The 20,135-nt window shown below is 66.8% G+C and carries 31 protein-coding genes and 1 pseudogene; 28 read left to right on the top strand and 4 right to left on the bottom strand.

What is annotated here, in order from left to right:
- Positions 1-22 precede the first annotated feature (22 nt).
- Positions 23-1,627 (top strand): carboxylesterase/lipase family protein, encoded by a 1,605-nt coding sequence (locus tag KY493_RS07770; RefSeq protein WP_219895834.1) that lies wholly within the window; start codon positions 23-25, stop codon positions 1,625-1,627.
- Between the two features lie 23 nt (positions 1,628-1,650).
- Here KY493_RS07770 and KY493_RS07765 read toward each other — a convergent pair whose 3' ends face one another.
- Together KY493_RS07765 and KY493_RS07760 are read right to left on the bottom strand one after the other, a co-directional pair.
- Positions 1,651-2,730: a L,D-transpeptidase gene (locus KY493_RS07765; protein ID WP_219895832.1), complete on the bottom strand. Its 1,080-nt coding sequence runs from the start codon at positions 2,728-2,730 to the stop codon at positions 1,651-1,653.
- 41 nt (positions 2,731-2,771) lie between these two features.
- Positions 2,772-2,939: a hypothetical protein gene (locus tag KY493_RS07760; protein WP_219895830.1), complete on the bottom strand. Its 168-nt coding sequence runs from the start codon at positions 2,937-2,939 to the stop codon at positions 2,772-2,774.
- A 158-nt stretch (positions 2,940-3,097) separates the two neighbouring features.
- Here KY493_RS07760 and KY493_RS07755 point away from each other — a divergent pair, with 158 nt between their 5' ends.
- The 3 genes from KY493_RS07755 (at position 3,098) to KY493_RS07745 (ending at position 6,141) form a co-directional block, all read left to right on the top strand.
- The gene (locus KY493_RS07755; RefSeq protein ID WP_219895828.1) at positions 3,098-4,261 is read left to right on the top strand and encodes a GNAT family N-acetyltransferase; all 1,164 of its coding nucleotides are present in this window, start codon (positions 3,098-3,100) and stop codon (positions 4,259-4,261) included.
- Between the two features lie 11 nt (positions 4,262-4,272).
- Positions 4,273-5,187 carry a cupin-like domain-containing protein gene (locus tag KY493_RS07750; RefSeq protein WP_219895826.1) on the top strand — a complete coding sequence of 305 codons (915 nt, stop codon included), beginning with the start codon at positions 4,273-4,275 and terminating at the stop codon, positions 5,185-5,187.
- 84 nt (positions 5,188-5,271) lie between these two features.
- Positions 5,272-6,141, top strand: coding sequence for a GIN domain-containing protein (locus KY493_RS07745; RefSeq protein ID WP_219895824.1), 870 nt, complete (start codon positions 5,272-5,274; stop codon positions 6,139-6,141).
- A gap of 124 nt (positions 6,142-6,265) precedes the next feature.
- Here the strand turns inward: KY493_RS07745 and KY493_RS07740 are convergent, their stop codons facing one another.
- Together KY493_RS07740 and KY493_RS07735 are read right to left on the bottom strand one after the other, a co-directional pair.
- On the bottom strand, positions 6,266-7,030 hold the full coding sequence (locus KY493_RS07740; protein ID WP_219895823.1) for a porin: 765 nt from the start codon (positions 7,028-7,030) through the stop codon (positions 6,266-6,268).
- A gap of 138 nt (positions 7,031-7,168) precedes the next feature.
- Positions 7,169-7,345: a hypothetical protein gene (locus KY493_RS07735; protein ID WP_219895822.1), complete on the bottom strand. Its 177-nt coding sequence runs from the start codon at positions 7,343-7,345 to the stop codon at positions 7,169-7,171.
- Positions 7,346-7,580: 235 nt separating this feature from the next.
- On the opposite strand from KY493_RS07735, the gene rpsJ reads away from it, so the two are divergent.
- From rpsJ to KY493_RS07615, 24 genes and pseudogenes are all read left to right on the top strand, one after another.
- The gene (gene rpsJ, locus KY493_RS07730) at positions 7,581-7,886 is read left to right on the top strand and encodes a 30S ribosomal protein S10 (protein ID WP_003164367.1); all 306 of its coding nucleotides are present in this window, start codon (positions 7,581-7,583) and stop codon (positions 7,884-7,886) included.
- 21 nt (positions 7,887-7,907) lie between these two features.
- On the top strand, positions 7,908-8,654 hold the full coding sequence (gene rplC / locus KY493_RS07725) for a 50S ribosomal protein L3 (protein ID WP_219895820.1): 747 nt from the start codon (positions 7,908-7,910) through the stop codon (positions 8,652-8,654).
- The gene (rplD, locus tag KY493_RS07720) at positions 8,654-9,292 is read left to right on the top strand and encodes a 50S ribosomal protein L4 (RefSeq protein WP_219895818.1); all 639 of its coding nucleotides are present in this window, start codon (positions 8,654-8,656) and stop codon (positions 9,290-9,292) included. Before rplC ends, rplD begins: the two co-directional genes overlap by 1 nt.
- Entirely contained in the window at positions 9,292-9,597 is a 306-nt protein-coding gene (locus KY493_RS07715) for a 50S ribosomal protein L23 (RefSeq protein ID WP_219895816.1), read from the top strand. Before rplD ends, KY493_RS07715 begins: the two co-directional genes overlap by 1 nt.
- Before the next feature lie 4 nt (positions 9,598-9,601).
- Entirely contained in the window at positions 9,602-10,438 is an 837-nt protein-coding gene (gene rplB / locus KY493_RS07710; protein ID WP_219895814.1) for a 50S ribosomal protein L2, read from the top strand.
- 2 nt (positions 10,439-10,440) lie between these two features.
- Positions 10,441-10,719 carry a 30S ribosomal protein S19 gene (gene rpsS / locus KY493_RS07705; protein WP_183203624.1) on the top strand — a complete coding sequence of 93 codons (279 nt, stop codon included), beginning with the start codon at positions 10,441-10,443 and terminating at the stop codon, positions 10,717-10,719.
- Positions 10,720-10,723: 4 nt separating this feature from the next.
- Positions 10,724-11,104, top strand: a complete 381-nt coding sequence (gene rplV, locus KY493_RS07700; RefSeq protein ID WP_219895813.1) for a 50S ribosomal protein L22 — start codon at positions 10,724-10,726, stop codon at positions 11,102-11,104.
- Positions 11,104-11,859, top strand: a complete 756-nt coding sequence (gene rpsC / locus KY493_RS07695; protein ID WP_219895812.1) for a 30S ribosomal protein S3 — start codon at positions 11,104-11,106, stop codon at positions 11,857-11,859. The genes rplV and rpsC overlap by 1 nt, the downstream gene beginning before the upstream one ends.
- A gap of 3 nt (positions 11,860-11,862) precedes the next feature.
- Positions 11,863-12,303, top strand: coding sequence for a 50S ribosomal protein L16 (gene rplP / locus KY493_RS07690; RefSeq protein ID WP_219895811.1), 441 nt, complete (start codon positions 11,863-11,865; stop codon positions 12,301-12,303).
- Positions 12,303-12,500 carry a 50S ribosomal protein L29 gene (gene rpmC, locus KY493_RS07685; protein WP_219895810.1) on the top strand — a complete coding sequence of 66 codons (198 nt, stop codon included), beginning with the start codon at positions 12,303-12,305 and terminating at the stop codon, positions 12,498-12,500. The genes rplP and rpmC overlap by 1 nt, the downstream gene beginning before the upstream one ends.
- 10 nt (positions 12,501-12,510) lie before the next feature.
- Positions 12,511-12,753: a 30S ribosomal protein S17 gene (rpsQ, locus tag KY493_RS07680; protein ID WP_219895809.1), complete on the top strand. Its 243-nt coding sequence runs from the start codon at positions 12,511-12,513 to the stop codon at positions 12,751-12,753.
- Positions 12,754-12,771: 18 nt separating this feature from the next.
- Positions 12,772-13,140, top strand: coding sequence for a 50S ribosomal protein L14 (rplN, locus tag KY493_RS07675; RefSeq protein ID WP_003164378.1), 369 nt, complete (start codon positions 12,772-12,774; stop codon positions 13,138-13,140).
- 1 nt (position 13,141) lies between these two features.
- The gene (gene rplX / locus KY493_RS07670) at positions 13,142-13,450 is read left to right on the top strand and encodes a 50S ribosomal protein L24 (protein ID WP_219895808.1); all 309 of its coding nucleotides are present in this window, start codon (positions 13,142-13,144) and stop codon (positions 13,448-13,450) included.
- Positions 13,450-14,010 (top strand): 50S ribosomal protein L5, encoded by a 561-nt coding sequence (gene rplE, locus KY493_RS07665; RefSeq protein WP_219895807.1) that lies wholly within the window; start codon positions 13,450-13,452, stop codon positions 14,008-14,010. Before rplX ends, rplE begins: the two co-directional genes overlap by 1 nt.
- A gap of 19 nt (positions 14,011-14,029) precedes the next feature.
- The gene (gene rpsN / locus KY493_RS07660; RefSeq protein WP_219895806.1) at positions 14,030-14,335 is read left to right on the top strand and encodes a 30S ribosomal protein S14; all 306 of its coding nucleotides are present in this window, start codon (positions 14,030-14,032) and stop codon (positions 14,333-14,335) included.
- Positions 14,336-14,350: 15 nt separating this feature from the next.
- Positions 14,351-14,749, top strand: coding sequence for a 30S ribosomal protein S8 (gene rpsH / locus KY493_RS07655; RefSeq protein ID WP_219895805.1), 399 nt, complete (start codon positions 14,351-14,353; stop codon positions 14,747-14,749).
- A 1-nt stretch (position 14,750) separates the two neighbouring features.
- Positions 14,751-15,284, top strand: a complete 534-nt coding sequence (gene rplF, locus KY493_RS07650; RefSeq protein WP_219895804.1) for a 50S ribosomal protein L6 — start codon at positions 14,751-14,753, stop codon at positions 15,282-15,284.
- A 3-nt stretch (positions 15,285-15,287) separates the two neighbouring features.
- A complete protein-coding gene (rplR, locus tag KY493_RS07645) occupies positions 15,288-15,644 on the top strand; it encodes a 50S ribosomal protein L18 (protein WP_219895803.1) in 357 nt (118 codons plus the stop codon).
- 12 nt (positions 15,645-15,656) lie between these two features.
- A complete protein-coding gene (gene rpsE / locus KY493_RS07640) occupies positions 15,657-16,262 on the top strand; it encodes a 30S ribosomal protein S5 (RefSeq protein ID WP_219895802.1) in 606 nt (201 codons plus the stop codon).
- Positions 16,263-16,267: 5 nt separating this feature from the next.
- A complete protein-coding gene (rpmD, locus tag KY493_RS07635) occupies positions 16,268-16,456 on the top strand; it encodes a 50S ribosomal protein L30 (protein ID WP_219895801.1) in 189 nt (62 codons plus the stop codon).
- 173 nt (positions 16,457-16,629) lie between these two features.
- Positions 16,630-17,070 (top strand): annotated as a pseudogene (gene rplO, locus KY493_RS07630) (50S ribosomal protein L15); the annotation flags it as partial.
- 284 nt (positions 17,071-17,354) lie between these two features.
- The gene (gene secY / locus KY493_RS07625) at positions 17,355-18,728 is read left to right on the top strand and encodes a preprotein translocase subunit SecY (protein ID WP_219895799.1); all 1,374 of its coding nucleotides are present in this window, start codon (positions 17,355-17,357) and stop codon (positions 18,726-18,728) included.
- Between the two features lie 34 nt (positions 18,729-18,762).
- Complete coding sequence (locus tag KY493_RS07620) at positions 18,763-19,341, top strand: adenylate kinase (RefSeq protein WP_219895798.1); 579 nt, start codon at positions 18,763-18,765, stop codon at positions 19,339-19,341.
- Positions 19,342-19,374: 33 nt separating this feature from the next.
- Positions 19,375-20,121: an energy transducer TonB gene (locus KY493_RS07615; protein WP_219895797.1), complete on the top strand. Its 747-nt coding sequence runs from the start codon at positions 19,375-19,377 to the stop codon at positions 20,119-20,121.
- The last annotated feature ends 14 nt before the right edge of the window (positions 20,122-20,135 follow it).

Raw genomic sequence — 20,135 nt, 5'->3', positions numbered from 1 at the left:
TCCTAACCGCCAAGGTTCAACGATGCGGTCACTGACGCGGCTCGCCCTTCTTGCGCTGCTGGGCCTCGGCGCCTGCGCGATCCATCCCGGCCGGGTGCACCAGGTGCGCTTCGCCTCCGACGCCGAGGCGGTCCTGGCCTCGACGCAAAGCGGAGTGGTGCGCGGCGTGGAGGGAGCCGGCGTTCGCGCCTTCCTCGGTGTTCCTTATGCCCGGCCGCCGGTGGCAACCTTGCGCTGGCGCGCGCCGCAGCCGGTGGAGCCGTGGCAGGGCCGGCGCGATGCGACGCGCATCGGCTCCGACTGCACCCAGGCGGTCGGGCGCAAGGCCATTCTGGGCGGTGGCGGCGGGATCGTCGTGGGTTCGGAGGACTGTCTCTACCTCAACATCTATGCGCCAGCGGACGCGCCCGAGACCCTGCCGGTGATGGTCTATGTGCCGGGCGGGGCCTTCACCGTCGGCTCAGGCGCCAACTACGATCCGTCGCGGCTGGCCGCCGAACAGGGGCGGGTGGTGGTGACGATCAACTATCGTCTGGGGGCGCTGGGCTGGCTGGCGCATCCGCAGATGGAGGGCGACGGCGAGGAATTCGGCGGCAACTTTGGCCTGATGGACCAGCAGGCGGCGCTGCGCTGGGTGCATGACAACATCGCAGCCTTCGGCGGCGATCCCGGCAAGGTCACCCTGTTCGCGGAAAGCGCGGGGGCATGGAGCGCCTGCTATCTGATGGCGTCGCCAGGCTCGGAGGGGCTGTTCCATCAGGTGATCCTGCAGAGCGGCGGGTGCTTGGAGCCGTCTTCGCTGGTGGCGGCGCAGGATGCGGCGAAGAGCGGGCCGGCCTTTGCCGAGGCGCTGGGCTGCACTGGGAAGGATCAGATCGCCTGCCTGAGGGAGACGCCCGCCTGGCGGATCGCCCGGGCGCCGTCACGAAGGGCGGGGATCAACGGGCTGGGCTCGTGGGGGCCCGTGTACGGCGACCGCATCACGCCCGAAAACCCGGCCGTGGCTTTCCATGGGGGACGCTACGTCCGGACGCCGGTGATGATCGGCACAAACCTGGACGAAGGGCGGCTGTTCGCCAACGAGGTTCAGAGCATGGATCGTTACGTCAAGGAGACGGGGTGGATGTACGGCGACGAGGCGGCGCGGGTGCTGGAGCGCTATCCGGTCGGCGACGACGGACCCGCCATCGCCATTGCGACAAACTTCACCGACCAGAGGTTCGCCTGTCCCTCCAACGCGCTGCGGCGCGTGCTGGCGCAACATGGGCCGGTGTGGGGTTACGAGTTCGCCGATCGCGGCGCGCCCTTTGTCCTGCCGGACCGGCTGGTGGGGCTGGACCTCGGGGCGTATCACGCCAGCGAGCTCGCCTATGTGTTCGGGACCAGCTGGATCTTCGCCGATGTGAAGCGGTTCACGCCTGAGCAACGCGTGCTCTCGGCGCGGATGCGCAGCATGTGGGCCGGGTTCGGTCAGCCGGGCTTCGATCCGGACTGGAAGGCGGCGGCGCAAGGCGGCGGACCGGTCCGGGTGTTTCACCCTGAAGGCGACCGGATGGACGCGACCTTCTTCGAGCGTCACCACTGCGACCTGTGGGACGGCACGACATTTGGAGCGGCGGCGCCGTAACCGCCGCTCCGCCTTTCGTCGGGTCAGCCCTGGAAGACGACCTGGACGCCAGGCTTCACCCGCGCGGCCAGCAGTTGCACGTCCCAGTTGGTCAGGCGAACGCACCCATGCGAGGCGGTCTTGCCGATGGTCTCGGGCTCAGGCGCGCCGTGGATGCCGTAGGAAGGCTTGTTCAGATCGATCCACACCACGCCGACCGGATTGTTCGGGCCTGGCTTGACCACCAGCCGCTCGGTCTCGGTGCCGTAGGAGAGCTTGTCCGGATCGTAGACGTAGTCCGGATTGCTGGCGACGCCGTTCACCTTCAGAGTGCCAGAAGGTGTCGGATTGTCGCCGCTGCCGATGGTGGCGGGGAAGAAGCCGATCAGTTGGTCGCTTTCGTCATAGGCCATGACGGCGCTCTGGCTCTTGTCGACGACGATGCGGGCGACATTGGCGGGCAGTTGGACCTGACCGACGGACGGCACCACCAGCTGCTGACCCGCGCGGTTGAAGTCGGCCGACGGATTCAGGGCGCGCAGCAAGGCCTCGCTGACGTGGAAACGCTCAGCCAGCGCTTCGACGATGTTGCCGTATCCCATGGCAGGGAGCTGGGACTGCGGTTCGACCTCGGTCGGAACCACGCCGATGTAGGGGCCGGCGACGTCCTGCTGGGTGATCTCGTATTCGGTCGTGACGGGTTGGCCGCCGGCCTGGATCAGGCGCTGGTAGGTTTCGGGCGTCAGGTCGCCGCTGGCCTCCAGACCTTGCGCCTCCTGCCAGGCGGCCAGCGCCTGGCGCGTGTTGGTCCCGCCCAGACCGTCGATGGCGCCGGGAGAGAAGCGGGCGCGGGCCAGCAGCACCTGGGCGCGGATCAGGGCCGGGCTGGGCTGGGGCTGCGCGGCCGGCTGGCCTTCCTGGGCGGGCGGCGCAGGCTCGGGCGTCGCTTGATAGGCGGCGTCGTTGATGGACTGTGCCGACAGAGGGCCTTGCGCGCCGACCGGACCGCTGCTCGCGCCCGGCCTTTCCGCGCCGGACGGCTCGGGCGCCCCGCACCCCGCAAGGAGCAGGGCCAGAACGGAGGCGGCGGGAAGGGCGGTCTTGGGCGCGAGACGAAACATCATGGGCAGGGTTCTCAAGTGATCAAAGGGAAGCGCGGCGATCGTCAGTCGTTCAGCTCGCCCGTGGCGGGATTGGTCGCGGTCTCGCCGGAGTTGCTGGACCCTTCCGATCCCTTGGGCTCGGTTGCCGGCCGAGGCGGCTGGCCTGCGGGTGAATCCCGGCGCTGATTTTCGTCTTCGGCGGGATAAGGGGCGGGACGTTCGTCGGTCATGGCGGCGGCTTTCTGATGCGTGACAAACGCCAACGCTTCAAAGCCTTGGGGGGCTCCATGTGAATCCGGCATTCACCAAGGCGATCAACCGTGTTGAAACGCGTAGCGGGTAGAGCATGAGCCATGCCGCTGCTGCGACGGCGCAAGGATGGACGCGCGTGAACCCACCCGTTTCGGTCGAGATCGTGAAGGCCGAGGCGCTGTCGTCCGAACAGATCGCCTCTTGGCGGCGTTGGCAGGCGGTGGATGCGGCGCTGGCGAGCCCCTACTTCCACTGGCGCTATGCGGAAATCGCCTCGCGCGTCTGCCCGGGGGCGGCGGTGGCGGTGTTCCGGCGTGGCGGCGAGGTCGTCGGCTTCTTCCCGCACCAGAGGCGCGGTCGAGCGGTGCAGCCGCTGGGCGCGCCGATGAACGACTATCACGGGGTGATTTCCGCGCCAGGCGTAGAGATCCCGTTGGAAGAGGCGGCGCGTCTTCTGAACGCCAGCCGTCTGACCGTCACGGCCTGGGTCGGCCAGGGACAGGCGGGCGCAGAGCGTCAGACGGTGATGGTGCGTCTGCCGGAGAGCGGCTACGCCGACTGGTACGCCGAGCGTCGCAGGACCTTCGGCAAATACTTCAAGGACAAGGAGCGGGCGCGTCGGAGCCTGGTCGCCGAGCTGGGCCCGATCGAGGTGCGGCATGAGGTGCGCGACCCGGAGCTGCTGGACCGGCTGATCGACCTGAAATCGGCGCAGTATCGGCGTTCAGGCCTGCACGACATCTTCGCCTGCGAATGGACACGGCGGCTACTGTACGCGCTGATGAGGTCCGAGGATCCTGATTTCGGCGCCTCCATTGCGACCATGCACGCGGGCGGCCAGTTGACGGCGCTGGAGTTCTCTCTTCACGCCGGCGACCAGTATCATTTCTGGTTCCCGGTCTATGAGCCGAGCCTGGCGCGGTGCTCGCCGGGCATACTGCTGAGCATGGACACGATGGAACGGGCGAGCGCCCAAGGGTTCCGCGTGTTCGACTTCGGCTTCGAAGGCGAGCACTACAAGAAGTACTTCTGCAACGATCGCCGAACCGTACGCGAAGCTGTGGTGCTGAAGCCCGGCGTGCAAGCGAGCGTAAGCGATGCGGCGGCGGAACTGCTGAACCGGGCCGGCGGCGGGCGGGGCGATGCGCTGCGCACCAGCATCCGCCGGCGCTGGGCCGCCATCGAGGCCTGCGAGACGACCTCGCTTGCGCGTGCGCGCGGTGCGGCGATTGCGGCGCGATCGGCCGCAAGCAAGGCCTTGGCTCGCAAGAAGACGCCCCACCGTGTGGCCCACGCCTGAGGAAAACGATCATGACCGAGCGCCGCACCCGCTATCCGGGCCCGATCACCGAGGCGAAGATCCATCCGCATACGCTGAACGACCGCGGCTTCGCCGAAGACGCGGCGCTGGCGGCGCTGCTGGACCGCTATCCGGCTGATCTCTTCGACATCAACCTGTACGACTACGATGAGGCGGGACAGGTCTCCTTGCGCACCGGCGCGCGTGGGCGGCTGTCGGGCGCCGAGCTGCTGGAGGCGATCAAGCAGGGCCGCTTGTGGGTCAATCTGCGCCAGGTGGAGACCGGCTGGCCCGAGCTGTGGGCCGCGGCGATGGAAGATTTCCGCCGCATCCAGGCGACCTATCCGGGCATGAAGGCGGTGAGGAACGCAGGACAACTGATTCTGTCCTCGCCGCGATCGGGCGCGCCCTACCATTTCGACGCGGCGGGGGTGGTGCTGTTTCACCTGCGCGGCAGGAAGCGGGTGTTCGTCTATCCGGGCGACGAGGCGCACCTGCCCGAGCGGCAGATGGAGCAGGTGGTCGCCCGCCAGACGACCGAGGAGCTGCCCTATACGCTTGCGTTCGAGGCCGACGCCCAGGTCATGGACCTGGAGCCGGGGCAGGCGCTGACCTGGCCGATCTATGCGCCGCACCGGGTGGAGAACCAGGGCCGCTTCTGCGTCAGCCTGTCGATGGACTTCCAGACCTGGACCTCGCGGTTCCGGAACGGCGCCCTGTTCGCCAATGCGGCGATGCGCAGGGCGGGCGGGCGGCCACGCTTCACCGATACGATGGGCCGGCCCGAACTGGCTGCGCGCTGGGCGGCCTCGGTGGCGCTGCGAAAGGCCGGGGTGCTGAAGAGCCGGCTGGACAGCTTCGAACGCGACTTCGAGCCGGAGATCGGCGCGGCCGATGGCGCGGGCGCGCTGAGGCCCACAGGTTAAATCGGTGTCATGACCTCGAGTTAAAATGACTCGGGGCCGAGCGGGGGGCACTGTTCCATCCATAGCTGGAGAGGAAGAGACCCGATGAAGACCGCCCTGTTCGCCGCTCGATCCGCACTTTTGGCCGCCGTCGCCACGAGCTGCGCCGCCCCTGCCTTCGCCGCCGATGTGGAGATCAAGGACGCCGTCGCCCGCGTCGTGGTGATCGTCGAGGATCGTTCGGACATCGGCGTCGAGATCACGCCCGGTCGCGCGGATCTGCCGGCGCCCCAGGTGCAGCGGCGAGGCGGGGACGTGCGCATCGACGGCGGTCTGCGCAACGACGTCCGCAACTGCTCCAGCGGTCCCGCAAGCGCTCGCCAGCCGGGCGAGGGCGCGACCGTGGAGGTTCGCAGCATCGGCCGTGTCCGGCTGGAGGACGCCCCGCTGATCGTGCTGCGGACGCCTCGCTCGGTGGACGTGGGGGCAAGCGGCGCGGTGTTCGGCTCGGTCGGGCGCGGCGCAAGCGAGATCGATCTGGGCAATGGGGGCTGCGGCGACTGGGTGGTCGCCAACACCACGGGCAAGATGTCCCTGGCGCTGGGCGGCTCCGGATCGATCCGGGCGGGAACCTCGTCCGAGCTCGAGGCGGCGGTGGGCGGGTCCGGATCCATCATGGCCGGCGCGACGCGGCGACTTGAGGCCTCCGTGGGCGGCTCGGGCGACATCACGGTGGCGCGCGTGGACGGCCCGGGCGAGGCCGCAATCGGCGGCTCGGGCGACATCACCGTTCGGGCCGGCGACATGCCGAAGTTCGAGGTTGCTATCGGCGGCTCGGGCAACGTCCGCTACGGCGGCCGTACAGGCGACCTCGAGGTGGCGATCGCCGGCTCAGGCGACGTGTCGGTGGCCGAGGCTTCTGGCCAGGTCTCCCGCTCGGTGATCGGTTCGGGCACGGTCAGCATCGGCCGCTGATCCGTCGCCCGCGAAGGGGAGGGGCCGGGTCGTGGAACCCCCGGCCTCTCTCTCTTCTCCTTGGCATCAAAAAGCCCCGGCGGATTGCTCCGCCGGGGCTCTGTCGTCCGTCAGGCCGTAAGGCTTAGAAGCCGGCCAGGACCGTCGACATGGCGGTCGAGCCCAGCGAGGCGCCGGCGCGGTCGCGCGCCTGGATGCCGCCGCCGAAGCTGTAGCGCAGGCCGATCGTCCAGCTGTCCACGTCCACGTCAACCGACTCGATGTCGGCGCGGGTGTAGCCGGCCGTCAGCGAGAAGGGCGAGTTGGCGAACTCGTACTCGCCGCCCACGCCGTACGTCCAGGCGTCGCCGTCGCCGAAGTCGGTATCGACGTTGTTGTAGCTGACGCCCGCGTTCAGGCGCAGCTGCGGCGTCAGGTAGAAGGCGGCGTCCGCACCCACCGTCCAGATGTCGGCGTCCACGCCTTCGAACAGGTCGTCGGCGTTGGTGTAGGCCACCTGACCGGTCAGCGTCGCCTGGTCCAGATACTTCTGGGCCTCGACGCCTGCGGTCCACAGCTCTTCGTTGCCCAGATTGCTGACGCCGACAAAGGCGCCGGCGCGCACGTCAGGCGTGAACATGCGGGTCAGGTGAGCGGCGGCTGCGCCGGACGCATCGCTCTCGTCGAAGGCTTCGACGTAATCGACCGCGCCGTTCAGCGTCACGGTCCAGTCGTTCATCGGCAGGGCCACCGTGCCGTCCACGGTCCAGACGTCCGCGTCCGCGTCGCCGAAGTCGGTGTCGATCGACGGGTTGGCGTAGGACACGCCCACCGAGCCGATGGCGTCCTGGGCCAAGGCGGGAGCAGCGAACAGGGCGGCGGCGGCCGAGGCGAGGAAAAGGGTCTTCATACTCAGGTATCCGTTCTTCTTCTCTCCGCCCACGGACCATTCCGGCGGGGCGGGGGGCGGCTGCTACCAGCCTTGCCCCGGATCGGAAGGCGAAAACTGCGCCGCTTGCCGATCACGAGGTTCTTTGTTGCCGAACTGTCACGCAATGTGGCGCAGATGTGTCGCCGCCATGTGTGCAAGAAAGCGGAGCCGTAAATGCACCCCCAGAACGGCATCTCCCCGCGCCCCGCTCCCGATTGGCGCTTTGCCGAAGCCTTCGCCGCCGAAGCGCCCTTGTGCATGGATGCGCTTGACGAAAGCGGAATCGATCGGCATAAGCGCCACTCTTGTTGGACCGGCTGTGCATCTCCGGATGCAGACGCGGTTCGCAGGGACGACCTAAGTACCTGTTCTTTGCAGCTTCTTGGGACTTCACGGCCTTCGCGGGAGACTGCGTGGGCCGCTCGTTTTTGCGGATTTGCGTACCTGAGGGCCTAGGCCCGAAGGCTTCGGTCTTTGAAATGGTTCACAGGGACGCGGTCCTCCGACCGCATTGGAAGTAAGCACCGATATGGATCAAAGCATCCGCATCAGGCTCAAGGCCTTTGATCACCGCGTCCTCGACTTTTCGACGCGCGAGATCGTCAACACCGCCAAGCGCACGGGCGCGACCGTTCGTGGTCCGATCCCGCTGCCGACCCTGATCGAAAAGTTCACCGTGAACCGCTCGCCGCACGTCGACAAGAAGTCGCGCGAGCAGTTTGAAATCCGCACGCACAAGCGCGTGCTCGACATCGTCGACCCCACCCCGCAGACCGTGGACGCGCTCATGAAGCTCGACCTGTCCGCCGGCGTGGACGTCGAGATCAAGATCTAAAGAAGAAAGAGGCGGGATCCGATGCGCACGGGCGTGATCGCCAAGAAGCTGGGCATGACCCGCGTGTTCGCCGATGACGGCGCGCACGTTCCGGTCACTGTGCTCCAGCTCGACGGCTGCCAAGTCGTCGGCCAGCGTACCCAGGAGCGGGACGGCTATGTCGCCGTTCAGCTGGGTGCTGGCGTAAAGAAGGCCAAGAACACGGCCAAGGCTCAACGCGAAGTCTTCGCGAAGGCCGAGGTCGAGCCCAAGGCCTATGTGACCGAGTTCCGCGTCGATGCGGACGGTCTGCTGGACGTGGGCGCCGAGCTGTCGGCGGACCACTTCATCGCGGGCCAGAAGGTCGACATTCAGGGCGAGACCATCGGTAAGGGCTTCGCCGGCGCCATGAAGCGCTGGAACTTCGGCGGCCTGCGCGCGACGCACGGCGTCTCGGTTTCGCACCGCTCGCACGGCTCCACGGGTAACCGTCAGGATCCGGGCCGCACCTTCCCGGGCAAGAAGATGGCCGGCCACCTGGGCCAGGAAGTCGTCACCACCCAGAACCTGACCGTCGTCCGCGTGGACGCCGAGCGCGGCCTGATCATGATCAAGGGCGCTGTCCCGGGTCACGATGGCAGCTACGTCAAGGTTCGCGACGCCATCAAGAAGACCCGTCCGTCCGACGCTCCGTTCCCGGGCTCGGTCAAGTCCAAGGGCGCTGCTCAACCCGCCTCGACCCCGGCTGAAGAAGCCCCGGCCGAAGCGACCGAAGGCGGTGAAGCGTAATGAAACTCTCTGTCATCAAGCTCGACGGCGGCGCGGCCGGCGACGTGGAACTGTCGGACGCCGTTTTCGGCATCTCGGACATCCGCGGCGACCTGCTGGCCCGCACCGTGAACTGGCAGCTGGCCAAGCGCCGCGCCGGCACGCACAAGGTCCAGACCCGCAACGAGAACTCTCGTACGGGCAAGAAGATGTACAAGCAAAAGGGCACCGGCGGCGCTCGTCACGGCTCGCGTCGTGCACCGCAGTTCGTCGGCGGCTCGCGCGCCTTTGGTCCGGTTGTCCGTGACCACGGCTATGACCTGCCCAAGAAGGTTCGCGCCCTGGCCCTGCGTCACGCCCTGTCGTCCAAGGCCAAGGCCGGCGATCTGGTCGTTGTCGACGCCCTGAACGTCGAGAACGCCAAGACCGCGGCTCTGCGAGACGCCTTCGGCAAGCTGGGATGGGCCAAGGCCCTGATCATCGCCGGTCCGGAAGTCGACGTGAACTTCGGCCTGGCGGCGCGCAACATCCCGTACATCGACGTGCTGCCGAACGCCGGCCTGAACGTCTATGACATCCTGCGCGCGGACAAGCTGGTGCTGACCAAGGCCGCCATCGAGGCGATCGAGGCGCGCTTCTCTGAGAAGGAGGCCGCGTAATGGCCGGCGCTCAACCCACCGCCAAGCACTACGACACCATCCTGGCTCCGGTGATCACCGAAAAGGCCACGATCCTGTCGGAGCAGAACAAGGTCGTCTTCCGCGTCGCCGACACCGCGACCAAGGACGAGATCGCCGCGGCGGTCGAAAGCCTGTTCAAGGTCAACGTCCTCAAGGTCAACACCCTGGTTCAAAAGGGCAAGACCAAGCGGTTCCGGGGCATCCTGGGTCGCCGCGTCGACATCAAAAAAGCGATCGTGACGCTGGCTGAAGGCCAGTCGATCGACGTCACCACGGGGCTCTGATCAGATGGCCTTGAAGACTTACAATCCGACGTCGCCGGGCCGCCGCGCCCTGGTGCTGGTCGACCGTTCCGAGCTGCACAAGGGCCGCCCGGAGAAGTCGCTGACCGAAGGCCTGACCAAGTCGGGCGGACGCGGGCAGGGCGGTCGCGTGGCCGTTCGCTTCCGCGGCGGCGGCGCCAAGACCCTGTACCGCAAGATCGACTTCAAGCGTCGCAAGTTCGACGCGGTCGGCACGGTCGAGCGTCTGGAGTATGACCCGAACCGCACGGCGTTCATCGCGCTCGTGACCTACGAGGACGGCGAGAAGACCTACATCATCGCGCCGCAGCGCCTGAAGGCTGGCGACCAAGTCGTCGCCGGTGAAAAGGTCGACGTGAAGCCGGGCAACGCCATGCCGCTGCGCTCGATGCCCGTGGGTACGATCATCCACAACATCGAGATGAAGCCGGGCAAGGGCGCCCAGCTGGCCCGTTCGGCTGGCGCCTACGCCCAGCTGGTCGGCCGCGATCAGGGCTACGCCCAGATCCGTCTCGGCTCGGGCGAGCTGCGCATGGTCCTGGACGGCTGCATCGCCACGGTGGGCGCGGTTTCCAACCCCGACCACATGAACCAGAACCTGGGCAAGGCCGGTCGCAAGCGCCACATGGGCTTCCGTCCGCACGTCCGCGGCGTCGCCATGAACCCGATCGACCACCCGCACGGTGGTGGTGAAGGCCGGACCTCGGGCGGCCGCACGCCGGTCACGCCGTGGGGCAAGGACACCAAGGGCACCCGCACCCGCAAGAACAAGGCTACGGACAAGTTCATTATCCGTACCCGCCACGTGAAGAAGGCTCGCTAAGAATGGCCCGCTCCTCCTGGAAAGGCCCGTTTGTCGACGGGTATCTGCTCAAGAAGGCCGACGCCGTTCAAACGTCGGGCCGCAAGGACGTGATCAAGACCTGGTCGCGCCGCTCCACCATCCTGCCGCAGTTCGTCGGTCTGACGTTCGGCGTGCACAATGGCCAGAAGCACGTTCCCGTGTCGGTCTCGGAAGAGATGGTCGGCATGAAGTTCGGCGAGTTCGCCCCGACCCGGAACTTCCCGGGCCACGCGGCGGACAAGAAGGCCAAGAGGAAGTAATCCGATGGCCCAGTCCAAGAACGAACGTCGGGTGTCCCCGACCGAAGCCCGCGCCAAGCTGGTCAACGTCCGCATCAGCCCTCAGAAGCTGAATCTGGTGGCCGCCTCGATCCGCGGCATGCCGGTGCAAAAGGCGCTGAACGAGCTGGAGTTCAGCCGCAAGCGCATCGCCACCGACGTGCGCAAGGTGCTGTATTCGGCCGTGTCCAACGCCGAGAACAACCACAACCTCGACATCGACAACCTGGTTGTCGCCGAGGCCTTTGTGGGCAAGAACCTGGTGATGAAGCGTTTCGCGAGCCGCGCTCGCGGCCGCTCGTCGCGCATCCTGAAACCGTTCAGCGAGATCACCATCGTGGTCCGTGAAGCCGGCGAGGCCGCCTGATGGGTCAGAAAATCAATCCGATCGGTCTGCGCCTCGGCGTGAACCGCACGTGGGACAGCCGCTGGTTCGCCGGCGGCGCCGACTACGCCCGCCTGCTGCACCAGGACCTGAAGCTGCGCGAGTGGCTTCGGGAGCGCCTGTCGGCCGCCGGCGTGTCGCGCATCATCATCGAGCGCCCGCACAAGAAATGCCGTATCACCATCTACGCCGCCCGTCCGGGCGTCGTGATCGGCAAGAAGGGCGCCGACATCGAGAAGCTCCGCAAGGACATCTCGGCCCGCAGCGAAGGCGAAGTTCACCTGAACATCGTTGAAGTGCGCAAGCCGGAAGTCGATGCACAACTGGTGGCCGAGAACATCGCCCAGCAGCTCGAGCGTCGCGTGGCCTTCCGCCGCGCCATGAAGCGTTCGATGCAATCGGCCATGCGTCTGGGCGCCAAGGGCATCCGGATGAACGTCTCGGGTCGCCTGGGCGGCGCGGAAATCGCGCGGATGGAGTGGTATCGCGAAGGCCGCGTGCCGCTGCACACCCTGCGCGCCGACATCGACTACGGCTTCTACGAAGCCAAGACGACCTACGGCATCATTGGCGTCAAGGTCTGGGTGTTCAAGGGCGAGGTGCTGGAGCACGACCCGATGGCCCAGGACAAGCGCTGGGCCCAGGAAGCTTCGGGTCCGTCGTCGAACGAAGGCCGCGAACGCGGCGGCCCCCGTGGCGACCGCGGTCCGCGTCGCGATCGGGGACGTGAGAGCTAAGTCATGTTGCAACCGAAGAAGACCAAGTACCGCAAGGCCTTCAAGGGCCGCATTCACGGCGCCGCCAAGGGCGGTTTCTCGCTGAACTTCGGCTCCTACGGCCTGAAGACGCTGGAGCCGGAACGCATCACCGCGCGTCAGATCGAGGCGGCTCGCCGCGCGATCACCCGCCAGATGAAGCGTCAGGGCCGGGTGTGGATCCGCGTGTTCCCCGACCTGCCGGTCACCGGCAAGCCGGCCGAAGTGCGGATGGGCAAGGGCAAGGGCGCCGTTGACCACTGGGCCGCGCGTTGCCACCCGGGTCGCATCCTGTTTGAAATCGACGGCGTGGCCGACGACATCGCCCGCGAGGCGCTGCGTCTCGGCGCCGCCAAGCTGCCGGTTCGCACCAAGGTCGTGACCCGTCTCGACGCCGGCATCGCTCTCGCTGAGGAAGCGGCCTGATGACCAAGATCGCCGATCTCCGGGGCCAGACCCCGGACCAGCTGTCCGACGAGCTGCTGCGGCTCAAGAAGGAACAGTTCAACCTGCGCTTCCAGGCGGCCACCGGCCAGATGGAAAAGACCCACCGCGTGGGTGAAGTGCGCAAAGACATCGCCCGCATCTCGACGCTTTTGCGTGAGAAGCGGTCGGCCTCGTAAGGAAACGAATATGCCCAAGCGAATTCTTGAAGGCGTGGTCGTCTCCGACAAGGGCGAGAAGACCGTCGTCGTGAAGGTGGAGCGCACCCTGCTGCACCCCGTTCTGAAGAAGACCGTGCGTCTTTCGAAGAAGTACCACGCGCACGACGAAGCCAACGCGCTCAAGGTCGGCGACGTCGCTCGCATCGTCGAGTGCGCCCCGAAGTCCAAGCTGAAGCGCTGGGAAGTCCTTTCCCCGGCTTCGGCCTCGTAATCAGAAGGATCTGATCAAATGATCCAGATGCAAACTAACCTGGAAGTGGCCGACAATTCGGGCGCGCGCCGGGTCATGTGCATCAAGGTGTTGGGCGGCTCCAAGCGCCGCTACGCCTCGATCGGCGACACCATCGTCGCTTCCGTCAAGGAAGCCATTCCGCGCGGCCGCGTGAAGAAGGGCGACGTCGTGCGCGCCATCGTCGTGCGCACCGCCAAGGACATCCAGCGCAAGGACGGCTCGGTCATCCGCTTCGACAAGTCGGCCGCCGTCATCGTCAACAAGCAGAACGAGCCGGTCGGCACGCGGATCTTTGGCCCGGTTCCTCGCGAACTGCGCGCCAAGAACCACATGAAGATCATCTCGCTGGCTCCGGAGGTCCTGTAACATGGCCGCCAAGATCAAGAAGGGCGACCGCGTCGTCGTCCTGACCGGTAAGGACAAGGGCCGCACGGGCAACGTGCTGCGCGTCCTGCCGACCGAAAACCGCGTCGTCGTTGAAGGCGTCAACATGGTTCAGCGCCACACGCGCCCGAGCCAGGCTGACCCGCAAGGCGGCATCAAGAACAAGGAAGCCTCGCTTCACCTGTCGAACGTCGCGGTCGCCGACGCCAACGGCAAGGCGAGCCGCGTCGGCTTCCGCGACGAAGACGGCAAGAAGGTCCGCTTCGCCAAGACGACCGGAGACGTCATCTGATGGCTACCGAGAAGTACACGCCTCGCCTCAAGGGCGAATACCAGGCGCGCATCCGCCAGGTGATGAAGGAAAAGTTCGGCTACACCAACGAGATGCAGGTGCCGAAGCTGGACAAGATCGTCCTGAACATGGGCATCGGCGAAGCCGTGGCCGACTCCAAGAAGGCGAACGCCGCCCTCAAGGACCTGTCGTCCATCGCCGGCCAGAAGGCGGTGCCGACCAAGGCCCGCAACTCCATCGCCGGCTTCAAGCTGCGTGAAGGCATGGTCATCGGCGGCAAGGTCACGCTGCGCGGCGACCAGATGTACGAGTTCCTGGACCGGTTCATCACGATCGCCCTGCCGCGGGTGAAGGATTTCCGCGGCCTGAAGGGCACCTCGTTCGACGGTCGCGGCAACTACGCCACCGGTCTGAAGGAGCACATCGTGTTCCCGGAGATCAACTACGACCAGATTGATCAGATGTGGGGCATGGACATCGTTGTCTGCACCACGGCCAAGACCGATGAGGAAGCCAAGGCTCTCCTCAGCGAGTTCAAGTTCCCGTTCGTGACGAACTGAGCGGGAAGGGAAGAGAACAATGGCTAAGAAGAGCGCCGTAAACCGCAACGAAGCCGTCAAGGCCCTGGTTGCGAAGTATGCCGCGAAGCGGGAAGCCCTGAAGGCGACCGCCAACGACGAGAGCTTGCCGCTGGAGGAGCGCTTCGACGCGCGCCTCAAGCTGGCGGAACTGCCGCGGAACTCCGCGCCGAACCGCATTCGCAACCGCTGCGAAGTGACCGGCCGCCCGCGCGCGTTCTACCGCAAGCTCAAGATGAGCCGGATCGCGCTGCGCGAACTCGGCAACCTGGGGCAGATCCCCGGCCTGACGAAGTCGAGCTGGTAAGGGGAGACGACAGTCATGATGATCAACGATCCCCTGAGCGACATGATCGCTCGCATCAAAAACGCCGCGACCCGCAAGCGTTCCAAGGTGCTGACCCCGGCCTCGCGTCTGCGCCAGCGCGTCCTCGACGTGCTGCAGGACGAAGGCTACATCCGCGGCTACAACCTGGTTCAGAACCCGGGCGAGTTCCCGCAGTTCGAGATCGAGCTGAAGTATTTCGACGGCCAGCCGGTGATCGCCGAGATCGCCCGCGTGTCGAAGCCCGGCCGCCGCGTCTATTCGGCGATCGGCGACCTGAAGCCGATCAAGAACGGCCTGGGCATCTCGATCCTTTCGACGTCCAAGGGCGTCATGTCGGACGCCGCCGCTCGCGATGCGAACGTCGGCGGCGAAGTCCTCTGCAGGGTCTACTAAGATGTCCCGTATCGGCAAGAAAACCATCACTGTGCCGAAGGGCGTGAACGTCACGCTCGACGGCCAGACCATCACGGTGAAGGGTCCCAAGGGCGAACGCTCCTGGACCGTCGCCGACGAGATCGAAGTGGCGCAGGACGGCGACGGCCTGTCGCTGACCCCGCGCTCGGACAGCCAACGCGCCAACGCCATGTGGGGCCTGTCGCGCACCCTGGTCGCCAACATGGTGACCGGCGTGACCGAAGGCTTCGACAAGACGCTGGAACTGGTCGGCGTGGGCTACCGCGCAGCGATGAAGGGCCAAGCCCTGTCGCTGCAGCTGGGCTTCTCGCACGAGGTGGACATCGATCCGCCGGCCGGCGTGACCTTTGCGGTGCCCAAGCAGACCGAGATCAAGATCTCGGGCTCGGACAAGCAGGCCGTAGGCCAGATCGCCGCGGTGATCCGCAAGCTGCGTCCGCCGGAGCCCTACAAGGGCAAGGGCGTGCGCTACCAGGGCGAGACGGTGCGCCGCAAGGAAGGCAAGAAGAAGTAAGTCATGGCTCTCTCTCTTCAACAGCAAGCCAAGCGCCGCGCCGAGCGCAACCGCCGTCGCCTGAAGGCCGTCGCCAACGGCCGTCTGCGCCTTTCGGTGCACCGCTCGGACAAGAACATCTCGGCCCAGGTCATCGACGACGCCCAGGGCGTGACGGTCGCGGCCGCCTCGTCGCTGGAAGGCGGCAAGGGCTCCAAGGGCTCGGACGTCGCATCGGCTGCCGCGATCGGCAAGCTGATCGCCGAGCGGGCCATCGAGAAGGGCGTCACCGAGGTGGTCTTCGACCGCGGCGGCTACATCTATCACGGCCGGGTCAAGGCCCTGGCGGACGCCGCGCGCGAAGCCGGCCTGAACTTCTAAGGGACGCGAAGCATGGCGCATCAACCCCAACGCGGCGGCGGCGGCAACGATCGCAACCGTCGTGACAACCGCAACGCTCCCGTCGATGGTCCGGAGTCGGACATCGTCGAGAAGCTGGTGCACATCAACCGCGTCGCCGCCACCGTGAAGGGCGGCCGTCGCTTCTCGTTCGCGGCCCTGATGGTCGTCGGCGACGGCAAGGGCCGCGTCGGCTTCGGTCACGGCAAGGCGCGCGAAGTGCCGGAAGCCATCCGCAAGGCGACCGAAGAAGCCAAGAAGACGATGATCCGCGTTCCGCTGCGCGAGAACCGCACCCTGCACCACGACGGCAACGGCCGTTGGGGCGCCGGCAAGATCATGATGCGCGCGGCCCCTCCCGGGACCGGCGTCATCGCGGGCGGTCCGATGCGCGCGGTCCTCGAAACCCTCGGCGTCCAGGACGTCGTGGGCAAGTCGACCGGCTCGTCGAACCCCTACAACATGATCCGTGCGACGTTTGAAGCGCTGAAGGTCCAGTCTTCGCCCCGCCAGGTCGCGTCCAAGCGCGGCAAGAAGGTCGCGGACCTGATGGGTCGTCGCAACGACGGCGCCTCGGCGCCTGAAGCCATCGAGGGCTGATAGACATGGCCGAGAACAACACCGTCACCATCAAGCAGACCGGCTCGCCGATCCGCCGCAAGAACGACCAGCGCGCCACCCTGGTGGGCCTGGGCCTGAACCGCATGGGCCGCGAATCCACGCTGGAGGACACTCCTTCGGTGCGCGGCATGATCGCCAAGGTCCACCACCTGGTGGAAGTGGTCGAGAAGTAAGACTGTTTCGCTACGCGGAGTGGCGAGTGGCGGGCGGCGAGTGACGAGCAGGTAGAGGTCGGTTCAGCCGATTTTTCTTGACTCGTTACGCGTCACTCTCCACTCGCCACTTTCTTTTTGAACGCCGAGTCCGCTGCCTGCAGCGGGCGCTAGAACCCGAAAGGATCAGGCACATGAAACTGAACGAAATCCGCGACAACGAAGGCGCGCACAAGAAGCGCATGCGGGTCGGCCGCGGCCCGGGCTCGGGCAAGGGCAAGACCTCCGGCCGCGGCGTCAAGGGCCAGAAGTCCCGCACGGGCGTGTCGCTGCTGGGCTTTGAAGGCGGCCAGATGCCGCTGTACATGCGCATGCCCAAGCGCGGCTTCAACAATCCGAACGCCTTGAAGCTGGCCGAGGTCAACCTGTGGCGTCTCCAGGAAGCCGTCGACGGCGGCAAGCTGGACGCGTCGGCCGAGATCAACGGCGAGGCCCTGGTGGCCGCCGGCGTGCTGCGCCGCGCCAAGGACGGCGTGCGCGTGCTCGGCACGGGCGAACTGTCGGCCAAGCTGAACCTGGTCGTGTGGTCGGCCTCGGCCGGCGCGGTCAAGGCGATTGAAGCCGCCGGCGGCTCGGTGACGCAGCAGCGCATCGAGGCCGAAGCCAAGGCCGCCGCTCGCGTCGAGAAGCGCAACGCCGCCAAGGGCAAGGCGCCGGCTCCCAAGGCGCCGCGCGGCGACGAGAACAAGGTCTCGGCCCGCGCCCGTCGCACGGCCGCGCAGGCCTGACATCCGCACACGTCGTCCCGGTCGCCGCGACCGTGGCCATATTGACATCGGGATGACGAAAGAACGAAAGCGGCCTCGCAAGAGCGCCGCTTTCCGCCTATCTGACGGCTCTAGAGTCGTGGGGACGCATAATGGCTTCGGCCGCTGAACAACTCGCCGCAAACATGAACATGGGCTCGTTCGCCAAGGCGACCGAGCTGCACAAGCGCCTGCTGTTCACGCTGGGCGCGCTGCTGGTCTACCGCATCGGGACCTATGTGCCGATCCCGGGGATCAACTCGCAGGCTTTCCTGCAGTTCTTTCAGAACCCGGATCAGTCGCGCGGCATCCTGGACATGTTCAACATGTTCTCGGGCGGCGCGGTCGAGCGCATGGCCATCTTCGCGCTGAACGTGATGCCCTACATCTCGGCGTCGATCATCGTGCAGCTGATGGGCACGGTGTATCCGCCGTGGGAAAAGCTGCGCAAGGAAGGTGGCGAAAGCGGCAGGAAGCAGCTGAACCAGTACACCCGTTATCTGACGGTGTTCCTGGCGCTGGCCCAGTCCTTCGGCATCGCGGCGGGCCTGAACGCCCAGGCCGGCCTGGTCGATCAGCCGGGCGTCTTCTTTATCGTCTCGACCGTCGTGACCCTGACGGGCGGCACCATGTTCCTGATGTGGCTGGGCGAGCAGGTGACGGCGCGCGGCGTCGGCAACGGCATCTCCTTGATCATCTTCGCGGGCATCGTCGCGGTTCTGCCGGGCACGGTGGCGCGCCTGCTAGGCCTGGCTCAGCAAGGCCAGATGTCGGCCTTCGCCCTTCTGTTCATCGCCGTGCTGGCTGTCGCCACCGTGGTCTTCATCGTCTTCATGGAACGGGCCCAGCGTCGTCTGCTGATCCAGTATCCGAAGCGCCAGGAAGGCAACCGCATGGCGGGCGGCGAACGCTCGTTCCTGCCGCTGAAGGTCAACACCGCGGGCGTCATTCCGCCGATCTTCGCCTCGTCGCTGCTGATGCTGCCGACCACGGTCGCCACCATGACGGCCAATGCGGACCTGCCCAGCTGGATGAGCTGGCTGCCGCTGGTCACCGCCCAGCTGACGCACGGTCAGCCGCTGTTCATGGCGCTGTATGCGGCGCTGATCATCTTCTTCTGCTTCTTCTACACCTCGATCACCTTCAATCCGGAGGACACGGCCGAGAACCTGCGCAAGTACGGCGGCTTCCTGCCGGGCATCCGGCCGGGCAAGCGCACGGCTGAGTATCTCGACTATGTGCTGACCCGGCTGACGGTAATCGGCGCGGCCTACATCACCGCCGTCTGCCTGCTGCCCGAGTTCATGGTCGCCCAGATGGGCAACAGCCTCTACTTCGGCGGCACCTCCATCCTGATCGTGGTCTCGGTGACCATGGACACGGTGGCGCAGATCCAGTCCCAGCTGCTGGCGCACCAGTACGAAGGGCTGATCAAGAAGGCCAAGCTGCGCGGACGTGGACGCGGTCCGGCCGTCGTGCGGCGCTGATCCAAGACTGAACCGGCCTGGGGGAGGGCGAGCCTTGAATCTGATCCTGTTCGGACCGCCCGCGGCGGGCAAGGGCACCCAGGCCAAGCGGCTGGTGGAGCAGCGCGGCATGGTGCAGCTGTCCACCGGCGACATGCTGCGCGCCGCGATTGCCTCGGGCTCGCCGCTGGGCGTGGAATGCCAGGCCATCATGGCGCGCGGCGATCTGGTGTCCGACGAGATCGTGATCGCCCTGATCGAGGACCGCCTGCCCGAGGCCGAGGCCGCCGGCGGCGCCATCTTTGACGGCTTTCCTCGGACAGTCGCGCAAGCCGAGGCCCTGGACGCCATGCTGGAAAAGCGCGGCGCCAGGATCGACGGGGTCGTGCGCCTCAAGGTCGACGACGCCGCCCTGCTGGAGCGGATCACCAAGCGTTACGCCGACCAAGGCCGCGCTGACGATAATCCCGAGACCTTCAAGGTCCGGCTGGACGCCTACAACCGCAACACGGCGCCGCTGGTTCCCTACTACGAACATCAGGGCAAGCTGACCGAGGTCGATGGCATGGGTTCCATCGACGCCGTCGCGCAGGCGATCGACGCCGCGCTGGACGAGGCAAGCGTTCAGGCCTGACGGTTGACCGATTTCGGGCGTTAGGTGCCCGAGATGTCCACGATCAATCCCTCCATTTCAGACGGTGTTCGCTTCCGGAACTCTCGGCGAGGCCGGGATGCCCTGGTCGGGGCAGGCGTGCTGCTGGCGCATCTGGGCCTGTTTGTCTTGTTCGGACGGATGGGGGATGCGACAGCGCCTTCGCCCGACGCAACGCCCATTGATGTGGCGCTCGTTCGTCCGCCTCAACCTCCTGTCCTGCCGCCCCCAGTTCAGCCTGCGCCCACCAGCGGTGGCGGCGCTCCGGCGGCGCCGTCGGTCGTCCATGTGCCCCCGCAGGCGGAGGCTCCGCCCGAACTGCCGGCGCCGCGCACGCCGGCGCCAGAACCCGCCTTGACGGTGGGCGTGTCCGACCAGTCGTCTGTTGATCCGGGGCTGGGGCAGGGCGGCGAGGGCGAGGGGACCGGCGTGGGGACTGGATCTGGCGACGGTCCAGGAGCGGGTGCGACCGGGCCGCGATTCGTGCGGGGGCCATCCAATGCCGAGTTGGCGCGTCTGCATCCGGCGCAGGCGCGCGGCGGCCTCTTCGGCGGGCGCGCGTCAGGCGAAGGCATCATTCATTGCCTGATCCGCCTGGATCGACAGCTCGAACAGTGCAGCATCGTCAGTGAGACGCCGCCCGGGCGAGGCTTCGGCGTGGCGGCGTTGCAGGCCGCCGGCTTCTTCCGGTTCGATCCGCCGACCCGAGGCGGCCGAGCGCAGGCGGGGGAGGGCGTGACCCTGACGGTGTCCTTTCGCTGAAGGCGGATCACAGG

Origin of the sequence: Brevundimonas sp. PAMC22021, from assembly GCF_019443405.1 — a bacterium.
Taxonomy (GTDB): domain Bacteria; phylum Pseudomonadota; class Alphaproteobacteria; order Caulobacterales; family Caulobacteraceae; genus Brevundimonas.
The sequence above is the reverse complement of the archived record's forward strand: the minus strand, read 5'-3'. Positions and strand labels throughout refer to the sequence as shown.